Origin of the sequence: Pseudomonas jinjuensis (assembly GCF_900103845.1) — a bacterium.
Lineage (GTDB): Bacteria > Pseudomonadota > Gammaproteobacteria > Pseudomonadales > Pseudomonadaceae > Pseudomonas > Pseudomonas jinjuensis.
This window is the reverse complement of record NZ_FNIJ01000011.1, coordinates 94,095-107,072: the sequence shown is the minus strand read 5'-3', so window position 1 is coordinate 107,072 and position 12,978 is coordinate 94,095. Positions and strand designations below refer to the sequence as shown.

Sequence of the window (12,978 nt, the reverse complement as noted above, 5' to 3'; positions counted from 1 at the left end):
CGCCTACCAACGCGCATCGAGATTCTCTGCACGCCCAGCAAAGAAGAGAGTTCACAGTTAATGTCCACTCGTTCGAAGATTACCTACACCTTCACTGACGAAGCTCCCGCCCTCGCTACCTACTCGCTTCTCCCCATCGTCAAAGCCTTCTCCGCCGCCGCCGACATAGATGTCGAAACCCGCGACATCTCCCTTGCTGGGCGCATCCTTGCCACCTTCGCCGACAAGCTCGACGCCGACAAGCGGATCGAAGACGACCTGGCCTACCTGGCTACCCTGGCCACTTCGCCGGAAGCCAACATCATCAAGCTGCCGAACATCAGCGCCTCCGTACCGCAGCTGAAGGGCGCCATCGCCGAACTGCAGGCGCTGGGCTACAGCGTCCCGGACTTCCCGGAAGACCCGCAGACCGACGAAGAGCAGGAAGTCCGCGCCCGCTACGCCAAGGTCCTGGGCAGCGCCGTGAACCCGGTCCTGCGCGAAGGCAACTCCGACCGCCGCGCCCCGGCCGCGGTCAAGGCCTACGCCCGCAAGCACCCGCATTCCATGGGCAAGTGGAGCATGGCCTCCCGCTCCCACGCCGACTACATGCGCGGCGGCGACTTCTTCTCCAGCGAACAGTCCGTCACCATGGACAAGGCCGGTGAAGTACGCCTCGAGTTCGTCGGCAAGGACGGCAAGGTCGAGCTGAAGAAGAAGCTGGCCCTGCAGGAAGGCGAAGTCCTCGACAGCATGTTCATGAGCTGCAGCAAGCTGCGCGACTTCTTCGAGAAGACCCTGCAGGACTGCAAGGAAACCGGCGTCATGTGGTCCCTGCACGTCAAGGCGACCATGATGAAGATTTCCCACCCGATCGTCTTCGGCCACGCCGTCACCGTCTACTACAAGGACGTGTTCGACAAGTACGGCAAGCTGTTCGAAGAGCTGGGCGTGAACCCGAACAACGGCATCTCCAGCGTCTACGACAAGATCAAGTCGCTGCCCGCCTCCCAGCAGGAAGAGATCCTCCACGACATCCACGAGGTGTACAGCCACCGTCCGGAAATGGCGATGGTCGACTCCGTGAAGGGCATCACCAACCTGCACATCCCCAGCGACGTGATCGTCGACGCCTCCATGCCGGCGATGATCCGCAACTCGGGTCAGATGTGGGGCAAGGACGGCAAGCAGAAAGACACCAAGGCCGTGATGCCGGAAAGCACCTACGCCCGCATCTACCAGGAGATGATCAACTTCTGCAAGACCAACGGCGCCTTCGACCCGACCACCATGGGCAGCGTGCCGAACGTCGGCCTGATGGCGCAGAAGGCCGAGGAATACGGCTCCCACGACAAGACCTTCGAGATGGAAGCCGACGGCACCATGCGCGTGGTCGACGCCGACGGCAAGGTGCTGATGCAGCACGAAGTCGAAGCCGGCGACATCTGGCGCGCCTGCCAGACCAAGGACGCCCCGATCCGCGACTGGGTCAAGCTGGCCGTCACCCGCGCGCGCCAGTCCAACACCCCGGCCATCTTCTGGCTGGACCCGGAGCGCGCCCACGACAACGAGCTGCGCAAGAAGGTCGAGCTGTACCTGAAGGACCACGACCTGACCGGTCTGGACATCAGCATCAAGGGCTACAACGAAGCCATCCGCACCAGCATGGAGCGCATGATCCGCGGCCTGGACACCATCTCGGTGACCGGCAACGTGCTGCGCGACTACCTGACCGACCTGTTCCCGATCATGGAACTGGGCACCTCGGCCAAGATGCTGTCCATCGTTCCGCTGATGGCTGGCGGCGGCATGTACGAGACCGGCGCCGGCGGTTCGGCTCCCAAGCACGTGCAGCAGCTGGTCGAAGAGAACTACCTGCGCTGGGATTCCCTGGGTGAGTTCCTGGCCCTGGCCGTATCCCTGGAAGAGGAAGGCATCAAGACCGGCAACGCCAAGGCCAAGGTCCTCGGCAAGACCCTCGACGAAGCCACCGGCAAGCTGCTGGACAACAACAAGTCCCCGGCGCGCAAGGTCGGCGAGATCGACAACCGCGGCAGCCACTTCTACCTGGCGCTGTACTGGGCCCAGGCCCTGGCCGCCCAGGACGAAGACGCCGAGCTGAAGGCCCACTTCGCCCCGCTGGCCAAGACCCTCACCGAGCAGGAAGCGGCCATCGTCGCCGAACTGAACGGCGCCCAGGGCAAGCCGGCCGACATCGGCGGCTACTACCGCTCCAACCCGGAACTGACCAGCCAGGTCATGCGCCCGAGCGCGACCTTCAACGCAGCGATCGACGCTCTGTTGAAGTAACCGCACCGGCCAGACAGAACCCCCGGCACCTGCCGGGGGTTCTGTTTTTGGCCCGGGCACAAGGGCAAGATTCCATCCATCGGCCTTTCAAGGAGTCCGGCATGAGCGAACAACCGCACGTCACCGTTGCCACCGTGGTCGAGGACCAGGGGCGCTTTCTCCTCGTCGAGGAACTGGCCGAAGGCCGTGAAGTCCTCAACCAGCCCGCCGGCCATCTGGAAAATGGCGAAAGCCTGCTCCAGGCCGCCCTGCGCGAAACCCTGGAGGAAACCGGCTGGGAGGTCGAACTGACCGCGGTGACCGGCATCTACCTCTATACCGCCCCGGCCAACGGCGTGACCTACCAGCGCGTCTGCTTCGCCGCCAGGCCGCTGCGCCACCACCCGGATCGCGCGCTGGACGAGGACATCATCGGCCCACGCTGGCTGACCCGCGACGAACTCGCCGCGCAGCCCGAGCGCTGGCGCAGCCATCTGGTATTGCGCTGCATCGACGACTACCTGGCCGGCGAACGCTTCCCGCTGGCACTGATCCGCGACCATAGCGTGTCAGGCGACGAGCGGGCCTGATAGAATCCCGCTTTTGACGAATCCCGCGACAATCCTCCCCATGCACGATTCAGCCCCCCTCTCCGCAGCCCAGCCCTCGAAAGAGCGCGTCATCGTCGGCATGTCCGGCGGCGTCGACTCCTCGGTTTCCGCCCTCCTGCTCAAGGAGCAGGGCTACCAGGTGGAAGGCCTGTTCATGAAGAACTGGGAAGAGGACGACGGCACCGAATACTGCACCGCCATGACCGACCTGGCCGACGCCCAGGCCGTCTGCGACCGCATCGGCATCAAGCTGCACACCGCCAACTTCGCGGCGGAATACTGGGACAACGTGTTCGAGCACTTCCTCGCCGAGTACAAGGCCGGGCGCACGCCGAACCCGGACATCCTGTGCAACCGCGAGATCAAGTTCAAAGCCTTCCTCGACTACGCGCTGGCGCTGGGCGCCGACCTGATCGCCACCGGCCACTACGTGCGCCGCCGCGACATCGACGGGCGCAGCGAGCTGCTCAAGGGGCTGGACCCGAACAAGGACCAGAGCTACTTCCTGCACGCCGTCGGCGGCGAACAGATCGGCAGGACCCTGTTCCCGGTCGGCGAACTGGAAAAGCCCGAAGTCCGCGCCATCGCCGAGAAATACGGCCTGGCCACGGCGAAGAAGAAGGATTCCACCGGCATCTGCTTCATCGGCGAGCGGCGCTTCAGCGACTTCCTCAAGCAGTACCTGCCGGCCCAGCCGGGCGACATCGAGACCACCGAAGGCACCGTCATCGGCCGCCACCACGGCCTGATGTACCACACCATCGGCCAGCGCCAGGGCCTGGGCATCGGCGGCATGAAGAATGCCGACGACAGCCCCTGGTACGTGCTGGAGAAGGACCTGAAGCGCAACGTGCTGGTGGTCGGCCAGGGCAACGACCACCCGCGCCTGTTCTCCCGCGCGCTGCACGCCTCGCACATCTACTGGGTGAACCCGGTCGACCTGGACCAGCCGCGCGCCCTGCGCGCCAAGGTGCGCTACCGCCAGGCCGACCAGGATTGCCTGCTGGAACGTAGCGCGGACGGCTATCGCGCCCTGTTCGACCAGCCGCAGCGCGCGGTGACACCCGGCCAGTCGGTGGTGTTCTATGACGGCGACGTCTGCCTCGGCGGCGGCGTGATCGAATCGGCCGAGCCGGCGGACCTCGGAGGGCGCGCGTGAGCAATCTGCAGGAACAGCTCATCGCCCTCGGCGGCGTATTCGAATCCGCGGCGCTGGTCGATCGCCTGGCCCGTACCGGGCAGATTTCCGAGGCGCCCCTGGCATGCATGCTCGGCAGCCTGATGGTGCGCAACCCGGGGTCGACGCTGGATGTCTATGGCGGCGACACCATCAACCTGCGCGACGGCTTCCGCTCCCTCGCCAGCGCCCTGGAGCGCAACCCCGCCACCCTGCAGCGCGAACCGCTGCGTTACGCCCTCCTGCTGATCGGCCTGGAACGCCAGCTGGACAAGCGCGCCGACATGCTCGACCTGCTCGGCTCGCGGCTCGACCAGATCCAGCAGCAGGTCGAACACTTCGGCCTGGTGCACGACAACGTCATCGCCTCCTGCGCCGCGCTCTACCAGGACACCCTGAGCACCTTCCGCCAGCGCATCCAGGTCCACGGCGACATGCGCCACCTGCAGATCAACAGCAACGCCGCGCGCATCCGCGCCCTGCTGCTCGCCGGCATCCGCTCGGCGCGGCTCTGGCGCCAGCTCGGCGGCAACCGCTGGCAACTGGTATTCAGCCGGCGCAAGCTGCTCAACGAACTGCGCCCGCTGCTCAACGGCTGAGCCCGTTTCGCCCGGGCGCCGCCCGTCGGGCGCCCATGCGCCCCATCCGCCAGAACTCTCCGCCAGAGACGCACCCGCCCCGCGCGTGTATAATGTGCGCCCTTTTCGTTGACCGACAGCCACGAGAACGCCCTCATGCAGCTTTCCTCCCTTACCGCGGTTTCCCCCGTTGACGGCCGCTACGGCAGCAAGACCAGCGCCCTGCGTCCGATCTTCAGCGAATACGGCCTCATCCGATTCCGCGTCCTGGTAGAGGTACGCTGGCTGCAGCGCCTCGCGGCCCACGCCGGCATCCCGGAAGTCGCGCCCTTCTCCGCCGAAGCCAATGCCCTGCTGGACAAGCTGGCCGAAGACTTCCAGCTCGAACACGCCGAGCGCATCAAGGAAATCGAGCGCACCACCAACCACGACGTGAAAGCCGTGGAATACCTGCTCAAGGAGCAGGCCGCCAAGCTGCCGGAACTGGCCGCGGTCAGCGAGTTCATCCACTTCGCCTGCACCTCCGAGGACATCAACAACCTGTCCCACGCCCTGATGCTGCGCGAAGGCCGCGACAACGTGCTGCTGCCGCTGATGCGCCAGATCGCCGGCGCCATCCGCGAGCTGTCGGTGAAGTTCGCCGACGTGCCGATGCTGTCGCGCACCCACGGCCAGCCGGCTTCGCCGACCACCCTCGGCAAGGAACTGGCCAACGTCGTCTACCGCCTGGAGCGCCAGATCAAGCAGGTTGCCAGCATCGAGCTGCTTGGCAAGATCAACGGCGCCGTCGGCAACTACAACGCCCACCTCTCGGCCTACCCGCAGGTCGACTGGGAAGCCAACGCCCGCGAATTCATCGAAGGCGACCTCGGCCTGAACTGGAACCCCTACACCACCCAGATCGAGCCGCACGACTACATCGCCGAGCTGTTCGACGCCATCGCCCGCTTCAACACCATCCTCATCGACTTCGATCGCGACGTCTGGGGCTACATCTCCCTCGGCTACTTCAAGCAGAAGACCATCGCCGGCGAGATCGGCTCCTCGACCATGCCGCACAAGGTCAACCCGATCGACTTCGAGAACTCCGAAGGCAACCTGGGCATCGCCAACGCACTGTTCCAGCACCTCGCCAGCAAGCTGCCGATCTCCCGCTGGCAGCGCGACCTGACCGACTCCACCGTGCTGCGCAACCTGGGTGTCGGCTTCGCTCACAGCGTCATCGCTTACGAAGCAACTCTCAAGGGAATCAGCAAGTTGGAGCTGAATTCTCAACGCATTGCTGAAGATCTGGATGCCTGCTGGGAAGTTCTCGCCGAGCCGGTGCAGACCGTGATGCGTCGCTATGGCGTGGAAAACCCCTACGAGAAGCTGAAGGAACTGACCCGCGGCAAGGGCATCAGCCCCGAGGCCCTGCAATCCTTCATCGATGCCCTGGAAATCCCGGCGCAAGCCAAGGTCGAGCTGAAGAAGCTGACCCCGGCCAACTACATCGGCAACGCCACCGCCCAGGCCAAGCGCATCTGATATTCGCCCCACTTTTGCACGCCCGGCTGTGCCGGGCGTTTTTATTTCAAGGACTTATCCATGACTCCTGACATTCCTCTTCAGCTTCTGGGCGGCATGAGCGCCGAAGAATTTCTCCGCGACTACTGGCAGAAGAAGCCCCTGCTGATCCGTCAGGCCATCCCGGATTTCGTCAGTCCGCTCAGCCCCGACGAACTGGCCGGCCTCGCCCTGGAAGACATGATCGAGTCGCGCATCATCGTCGAGAACGGCGACAGCCCGTGGGAACTGCGCCGCGGCCCGTTCAAGGAAGAGGACTTCAAGAAGCTGCCGGAAAACGACTGGACCCTGCTGGTCCAGGCCGTCGACCAGTTCATTCCGGAAGTCGCCGAGCTGCTGGAGCACTTCCGCTTCCTGCCCAGCTGGCGCATCGACGACATCATGATCAGCTATGCCGCTCCCGGCGGCGGCGTAGGCCCGCACTTCGACAACTACGACGTGTTCCTCCTGCAGGGCCATGGCCGTCGGCGCTGGAAGATCGGCCAGACCTGCGATGCCGACAGCCCGCTGCTGAACCACCCGGACCTGCGCATCCTCGCCCAATTCGAGCAGACCGACGAATGGGTGCTGGAGCCGGGCGACATGCTCTATCTGCCGCCGCGCATCGCCCACGACGGCGTCGCCGAAGACGACTGCATGACCTACTCCATCGGCTTCCGCGCTCCCAGCGCCGCCGAGGTTCTCACCCATTTCACCGATTTCCTCGCCCAGTTCCTCTCCGACGAGGAGCGCTACAGCGATGCCGGCATGAGCGCGATCAAGGACGGCGACCCGCACAAGATCCAGCGCGACGCCCTGGATCGCCTGAAAAACCTGCTGCAGGAGCACATGAGCGACGAGCGCCTGCTGCTGACCTGGTTCGGCCAGTTCATGACCGAGCCTCGCTACCCGGAGCTGGTCGCCGGCGAGGAAGTCTCGGAAGAGGAACTGGCCGAAGCGATCGGCGACGGCGCCGTGCTGATCCGCAACCCCAGCGCCCGCATGGCCTGGAGCGAAGTGGACGTCGGCCTGCTGCTGTTCGCCAGCGGCCAGACCGTGGTGCTGCCGGAGCATCTGCGCGAACTGCTCAAGCTGATCTGCTCGGCGGATTCGCTGCACGAAGGGAATCTCGGCCAATGGCTGGCCGATACCGATGGGCGTAAGCTTCTCGGAGAATTGGTCAAACAGGGCAGTTTGGAGTTTGCCGATGAGTAACAAGATCAGGGTCCGCATTGCCGACTGGCAGAAGGACAATGCCGATCTGCGGCGCATCCGCGAGGCGGTGTTCATCGCCGAGCAGTCGGTGCCGCCGGAGCTGGAATGGGATGCCGAGGATGTCGATGCGGTGCATTTCCTGGCCTTCGAAGGCGACTACGCGATAGGTACCGCGCGCCTTCTTCCCGACGGCCACATCGGCCGCGTATCGGTCCTCAAGGACTGGCGCGGCCTCAGAGTTGGCGACAAACTGATGCGAGCCGCCATCGAGGAAGCCGAACAGCGCGGCCTGAAACGCCAGCTGCTGACCGCCCAGGTCTACGCCATCCCCTTCTACGAGCGCCTGGGTTTCAAGGTCGCCAGCGGCGAATACCTCGACGCCGGCCTGCCCCACGTGGACATGGTGCGCGAAAGCAGCTGAGGTCTTCATGAGCGACGCCCCGGAGTACAACGAACTTCCTGAAATCGAGTTCCAGTCACCGGGGCGTTTCACCGTCCGCAACCCGGTCGCCGATCTGCCCCTTCCCACCCCCTGGGAACCGGCGCCCCACACCCTTGGCCAGGACGACGAAGCCCAGCCATTCAGCCAACAGGGCCCGATCCGTTCCCACGCCCTGGCCCTGATGCAGCAGGCGCGGCGCAGCCTGTGCCTGTACACGCCGGACATGGAGCCCTGGCTCTATCACCACAGCAGCATCCACGAGGCCTGCACCCGCTTCCTGCTGCTGCACCCGCAGAACCGCCTGCGCATCCTCACCCGCGACACCGCGCGGGCGATCAGGGACGGGCACCGGCTGCTGGAACTGAGCCATCGCCTGTCCAGCCGCTGCCATATCCGCCGGGTCAACCCGAACTATCCGGGCGAAGACTGCGCCTTCCTCCTCGTCGACGATCTCGGCCTGCTGCATCGCCCGCGCCCCGAGCAACTGGACGGCGTCGCCTGCTACAACGCGCCCGGCAAGGTGAAGCGCCTGCAGATGCAGTTCGACCAGGCATGGGAAACCGGCCTGGCCGACCCGAATCTGAGAAGGTTCGTCCTGTGATTCCGCGGCTGCTGATTTCCGTCCTGGCCTGCAGCCTCGCACTCGGCGCCATCGCTGCGCCACGCACGGAGATCATCCCGCTCAGCTACCGGACGGCGGACGACGTGCTGCCGGTCGCTCAGTCGGTGCTGGGCAACGAGGGGCGCGTCAGCGCCTACGGCAACCAGCTTGTAGTGAACGCCGAACCGGCGAAGATTCGCGAGCTGCAGGAAGTGCTCAACCAGTTGGATACCCGGCCGCATCGCCTGCTGATCAGCGTCGACAGCAGCGACAGCCGCCAGGGGAGCCAGAGCGGCTACGCCGTGGACGGCTCGGTCAGCGCGGGCAACGTGGAAATCCAGAGCGGCCGCGGCGAGGTGCATGGCCGCGATCAGATCCGCATCATCCGCCGCTCGACCGGCAGCCGTAGCGGCGGCATCCAGCAGATACAGGCCACCGAAGGTTCTCCGGCGCTGATCCAGGTCGGCCAGAGCGTTCCAGTGACCAGTGCCGGTGCAGGCCCCTACGGGGAGGTCTACAGCCAGACGGAATATCGCGATGCCGTGCAGGGCATCTACGTCACCGCCACGCTGAGCGGCAACCTCGTGCATGTCACCCTCAGCGCCCGCAACGACCGCTTCGATCCTTCCTATCCCGGCGCCATCAACACCGGCGGCGCGGAAACCCGCGTCAGCGGCCGCCTGGGCGAATGGATCGAAATCGGCGGAGTCAGCCAGAACAGCCGCAGCCAACAAGGTGGTTTCGGCCGCAGCCTGAGCACCCAGGGCTACCAGGACAGCAGCCTGCGACTGAAGGTCGAATCCCTCGACTAGCCCACCCCGGCAATGACCATCCGGTCACTTCTTAGACTTTTGTAGTAGCCCTAAAAAAACACTACAAAATCGTTGACGCCCTCTTTTCGGGAGGGCATGATGGCCTCGCTCCCGCTAACCAGAGGCCCACACCAGAGCCTCCGGACATGCCGCCGGCACACCGCCGAGACAGTCCGTGTTGTTATGCCCACAAGGCGGAACGATGAGGTTGCGACTAGCACGAGGTTTGTCCTGAGGGACGGGGAAGCAACCTACGCATCAGCAACATTGACGGATTCAGCCGTCCACTGTCGCCCAACGGCAACCACGAGCCGGCAAGCACCCTGGACGAACCCGCTGCAGTCAATTACCTGCTCGTCGCCCTTCCCCTCTCCCGCGTCAATCCTCTGCAAGTCCAGTCTGCCGCTCCGCGGTGAGCAGCCCGCAACAACACCGTTCAACTACGGGTTTCGAGTGGGTAAGTCGGTGCTCAACCAAATACTTACTGTGAAGGATTGACCATGTCAGCTTATCAAAACGACATCAAAGCCGTGGCCGCGCTGAAAGAGAAGTTTGGCAGCAGCTGGAGCGCCATCAACCCGGAATATGTCGCTCGGATGCGCGCCCAGAACCGCTTCAAGACTGGCCTGGACATCGCCAAGTACACCGCGGCCATCATGCGCAAGGACATGGCCGAGTACGACGCCGACTCCTCCGTCTACACCCAGTCGCTGGGCTGCTGGCACGGCTTCATCGGTCAGCAGAAGCTGATCTCGATCAAGAAGCACCTGAAGACCACCAACAAGCGCTACCTCTACCTGTCCGGCTGGATGGTCGCCGCCCTGCGCTCCGACTTCGGCCCGCTGCCCGACCAGTCGATGCACGAGAAGACCGCCGTCTCCGGCCTGATCGAAGAGCTGTATACCTTCCTGCGCCAGGCTGACGCCCGCGAACTGGACCTGCTGTTCAGCGCCCTGGACGACGCCCGCCAGGCTGGCGACCATGCCAAGCAGGCCGAGATCCAGGCCCAGATCGACAACTTCGAAACCCACGTGGTACCGATCATCGCCGACATCGACGCCGGCTTCGGCAACCCGGAAGCCACCTACCTGCTGGCCAAGCGCATGATCGAAGCAGGCGCCTGCTGCATCCAGATCGAGAACCAGGTCTCCGACGAGAAGCAGTGCGGCCACCAGGACGGCAAGGTGACCGTTCCCCACGAGGACTTCCTCGCCAAGATCAACGCAGTTCGCTACGCCTTCCTTGAACTGGGCGTGGACGACGGCGTGATCGTTGCCCGTACCGACTCCCTGGGCGCCGGTCTGACCAAGCAGATCGCCGTGACCAAAGAGCCGGGCGACCTGGGCGACCAGTACAACTCCTTCCTGGACTGCGAAGAGATCAGCGCGGCTGAACTGCAGAATGGCGACGTGGTGATCAACCGTGGCGGCAAGCTGCTGCGTCCGAAGCGCCTGGCCTCCAACCTGTTCCAGTTCCGCAAGGGCACCGGCGAAGACCGCTGCGTCCTGGACTGCATCACCTCGCTGCAGAACGGCGCCGACCTGCTGTGGATCGAGACCGAGAAGCCGCACGTTGGCCAGATCAAGGGCATGGTTGACCGCATCCGCGAAGTCATCCCGAACGCCAAGCTGGTGTACAACAACAGCCCGTCGTTCAACTGGACCCTGAACTTCCGTCAGCAGGTGTTCGATGCATTCGTCGCCGAAGGCAAGGACGTGTCCGCCTACGACCGCGCCAAGCTGATGAGCGTCGAGTACGACGAGACCGAGCTGGCCCAGGTTGCCGACGAGAAGATCCGCACCTTCCAGCGCGACGGTTCGGCTCATGCAGGCATCTTCCACCACCTGATCACCCTGCCGACCTACCACACCGCCGCACTGTCCACCGACAACCTGGCCAAGGGCTACTTCGCCGACCAGGGCATGCTGGCCTACGTGAAGGGCGTGCAGCGTCAGGAAATCCGTCAGGGCATCGCCTGCGTCAAGCACCAGAACATGGCTGGCTCCGACATCGGCGACAACCACAAGGAGTACTTCGCTGGCGAAGCTGCTCTGAAGGCGGGCGGCAAGGACAACACCATGAACCAGTTCCACTGATCGGAACCGGCTCATCCAGCCCAAGCGAACCCCGGCACCTGCCGGGGTTCGCTTTTTTGCGTGTACAAGCGGCGAGCCCCGCCCCGCAGCACGCAGCCTCCCGTTCGCCAGGACCGTATCCGGCTGCAAGCTCATGAATTAACAAGTACAACGACGCATATATGTAGGGGAATTACATATATACGACAACGCAAATGATAATATTTATCACTTATGAATATTCACTTTCGGAGACGAGTTACGAATTTAAACCAAAAGCAGCGCAGCCCAGCCTTCATGCGGTCTTCAGACCCCATACCACAAAATAGGCAAAAGCCTTTTGCACCAAATAGAAGCAGTTGTTTGTGTTAGAAAAATTTACTTGCTGGAAGCTTTGGGCATAAAATTGAACGGATCAGTCGAACGCTTAGCATGCTTGGCAGCAAGGCGCTCGGAAAGACGGGCCAGCGCCCGGCAATTATCAGTTTCTATATAAAGGAAGGAGTATCGGCATGCCTAACCCCGCTGAACTTGCAGCTCAACACTGGGGTCTCGCTGCCTTCCTTTTGGGGGTCGTCGGCCTGCTCGGCTTCATGCTAGGAGTGTCCAGCCTGCTTGGCAGCAAGGCATTTGGTCGCAGCAAGAACGAGCCCTTCGAATCCGGGATCGTCCCCACCGGCAGCGCCCGCCTGCGCCTGTCGGCAAAATTCTATCTGGTCGCGATGCTCTTCGTGATCTTCGACGTCGAAGCCCTCTTCCTCTTCGCCTGGGCCGTATCCGTCCGTGAAAGCGGCTGGGCCGGCCTGATCGAGGCAACCATTTTCATAGCAATTCTGTTGGCAGGTCTTGTCTACCTATGGCGTATCGGTGCGCTCGACTGGGCACCCGAAGCACGTCGTACCCGGCAGGCGAAGCTAAAACAATGAGGCTTTGGCGATGCAATACAAACTTACCCGGATCGACCCCGATGCGGCGAACGATCAGTACCCGATCGGTCAACGCGAAACGGTAGGCGACCCCCTCGTCGAGGGGCAGGTGCACAAGAACATCTTCATGGGCAAGCTTGAGGATGTTCTCAACGGTGCCGTCAACTGGGGGCGCAAGAACTCCCTGTGGCCCTACAACTTCGGCCTGTCCTGCTGCTACGTGGAGATGACCACGGCGTTCACCGCGCCGCACGACATCGCCCGTTTCGGCGCCGAAGTGATCCGTGCATCGCCGCGCCAGGCCGACTTCATGGTCATCGCCGGCACCTGCTTCATCAAGATGGCCCCGGTCATCCAGCGCCTCTATGAACAGATGCTGGAGCCGAAGTGGGTGATCTCGATGGGTTCGTGCGCCAATTCCGGCGGCATGTACGACATCTACTCGGTCGTTCAGGGGGTCGACAAGTTCCTCCCCGTGGACGTCTATATCCCCGGCTGTCCGCCCCGCCCGGAGGCGTTCCTGCAAGGCCTGATGCTGCTGCAGGAATCCATCGGCCAGGAGCGTCGCCCGTTGTCCTGGGTGGTTGGCGATCAAGGCATCTACCGTGCCGAAATGCCTGCCCAGAAGGACCTCAAGCGCGCCGAGCGCATTGCGGTCACCAACCTGCGCAGCCCCGACGAAGTGTGAGCCGGTCCTCCACGAGAGGCCCTTCACTCCCCCGTTGACC

12 protein-coding genes are annotated in these 12,978 nt (G+C 63.7%); all 12 read left to right on the top strand.

Translation table 11 applies throughout. From position 1 onward, the window contains the following. The first annotated feature begins 60 nt into the window (after positions 1-60). The 12 genes from BLR75_RS16660 to BLR75_RS16605 all read left to right on the top strand — a co-directional run bounded on the left by BLR75_RS16660 (position 61) and on the right by BLR75_RS16605 (position 12,938). Positions 61-2,289, top strand: coding sequence for an NADP-dependent isocitrate dehydrogenase (locus BLR75_RS16660; RefSeq protein ID WP_084311113.1), 2,229 nt, complete (start codon positions 61-63; stop codon positions 2,287-2,289). 101 nt (positions 2,290-2,390) lie between these two features. Beyond that, positions 2,391-2,858: an NUDIX hydrolase gene (locus BLR75_RS16655; protein ID WP_084311111.1), complete on the top strand. Its 468-nt coding sequence runs from the start codon at positions 2,391-2,393 to the stop codon at positions 2,856-2,858. 40 nt (positions 2,859-2,898) lie between these two features. Next, on the top strand, positions 2,899-4,038 hold the full coding sequence (gene mnmA, locus BLR75_RS16650; RefSeq protein ID WP_084311109.1) for a tRNA 2-thiouridine(34) synthase MnmA: 1,140 nt from the start codon (positions 2,899-2,901) through the stop codon (positions 4,036-4,038). Beyond that, positions 4,035-4,655, top strand: a complete 621-nt coding sequence (gene hflD / locus BLR75_RS16645) for a high frequency lysogenization protein HflD (RefSeq protein ID WP_084311107.1) — start codon at positions 4,035-4,037, stop codon at positions 4,653-4,655. Before mnmA ends, hflD begins: the two co-directional genes overlap by 4 nt. A gap of 135 nt (positions 4,656-4,790) precedes the next feature. Then, entirely contained in the window at positions 4,791-6,161 is a 1,371-nt protein-coding gene (purB, locus tag BLR75_RS16640) for an adenylosuccinate lyase (protein WP_084311105.1), read from the top strand. Between the two features lie 60 nt (positions 6,162-6,221). Further along, on the top strand, positions 6,222-7,394 hold the full coding sequence (locus BLR75_RS16635; RefSeq protein ID WP_084311103.1) for a ribosomal protein uL16 3-hydroxylase: 1,173 nt from the start codon (positions 6,222-6,224) through the stop codon (positions 7,392-7,394). Next, positions 7,387-7,815: a GNAT family N-acetyltransferase gene (locus BLR75_RS16630; RefSeq protein ID WP_084311101.1), complete on the top strand. Its 429-nt coding sequence runs from the start codon at positions 7,387-7,389 to the stop codon at positions 7,813-7,815. Before BLR75_RS16635 ends, BLR75_RS16630 begins: the two co-directional genes overlap by 8 nt. Before the next feature lie 7 nt (positions 7,816-7,822). Beyond that, positions 7,823-8,437 carry a DUF7931 domain-containing protein gene (locus BLR75_RS16625; RefSeq protein WP_084311099.1) on the top strand — a complete coding sequence of 205 codons (615 nt, stop codon included), beginning with the start codon at positions 7,823-7,825 and terminating at the stop codon, positions 8,435-8,437. Then, on the top strand, positions 8,434-9,249 hold the full coding sequence (locus tag BLR75_RS16620; protein WP_245726159.1) for a secretin N-terminal domain-containing protein: 816 nt from the start codon (positions 8,434-8,436) through the stop codon (positions 9,247-9,249). The genes BLR75_RS16625 and BLR75_RS16620 overlap by 4 nt, the downstream gene beginning before the upstream one ends. Before the next feature lie 500 nt (positions 9,250-9,749). After that, complete coding sequence (locus tag BLR75_RS16615; RefSeq protein WP_084311095.1) at positions 9,750-11,345, top strand: isocitrate lyase; 1,596 nt, start codon at positions 9,750-9,752, stop codon at positions 11,343-11,345. 491 nt (positions 11,346-11,836) lie between these two features. Next, positions 11,837-12,250: an NADH-quinone oxidoreductase subunit A gene (locus tag BLR75_RS16610; RefSeq protein ID WP_084311093.1), complete on the top strand. Its 414-nt coding sequence runs from the start codon at positions 11,837-11,839 to the stop codon at positions 12,248-12,250. A 10-nt stretch (positions 12,251-12,260) separates the two neighbouring features. Further along, positions 12,261-12,938 carry a NuoB/complex I 20 kDa subunit family protein gene (locus BLR75_RS16605; RefSeq protein ID WP_084311091.1) on the top strand — a complete coding sequence of 226 codons (678 nt, stop codon included), beginning with the start codon at positions 12,261-12,263 and terminating at the stop codon, positions 12,936-12,938. Positions 12,939-12,978: the final 40 nt, after the last annotated feature.

What these genes read in the sequence shown, in the direction of transcription:
- BLR75_RS16660 (WP_084311113.1), top strand. Translation starts at nt 61, where the DNA reads ATGTCCACTCGTTCGAAGATTACCTACACCTTCACTGACGAAGCTCCC.
- BLR75_RS16655 (WP_084311111.1), top strand. Translation starts at nt 2,391, where the DNA reads ATGAGCGAACAACCGCACGTCACCGTTGCCACCGTGGTCGAGGACCAG.
- mnmA (WP_084311109.1), top strand. Translation starts at nt 2,899, where the DNA reads ATGCACGATTCAGCCCCCCTCTCCGCAGCCCAGCCCTCGAAAGAGCGC.
- purB (WP_084311105.1), top strand. Translation starts at nt 4,791, where the DNA reads ATGCAGCTTTCCTCCCTTACCGCGGTTTCCCCCGTTGACGGCCGCTAC.
- BLR75_RS16635 (WP_084311103.1), top strand. Translation starts at nt 6,222, where the DNA reads ATGACTCCTGACATTCCTCTTCAGCTTCTGGGCGGCATGAGCGCCGAA.
- BLR75_RS16630 (WP_084311101.1), top strand. Translation starts at nt 7,387, where the DNA reads ATGAGTAACAAGATCAGGGTCCGCATTGCCGACTGGCAGAAGGACAAT.
- BLR75_RS16625 (WP_084311099.1), top strand. Translation starts at nt 7,823, where the DNA reads ATGAGCGACGCCCCGGAGTACAACGAACTTCCTGAAATCGAGTTCCAG.
- BLR75_RS16615 (WP_084311095.1), top strand. Translation starts at nt 9,750, where the DNA reads ATGTCAGCTTATCAAAACGACATCAAAGCCGTGGCCGCGCTGAAAGAG.
- BLR75_RS16610 (WP_084311093.1), top strand. Translation starts at nt 11,837, where the DNA reads ATGCCTAACCCCGCTGAACTTGCAGCTCAACACTGGGGTCTCGCTGCC.
- BLR75_RS16605 (WP_084311091.1), top strand. Translation starts at nt 12,261, where the DNA reads ATGCAATACAAACTTACCCGGATCGACCCCGATGCGGCGAACGATCAG.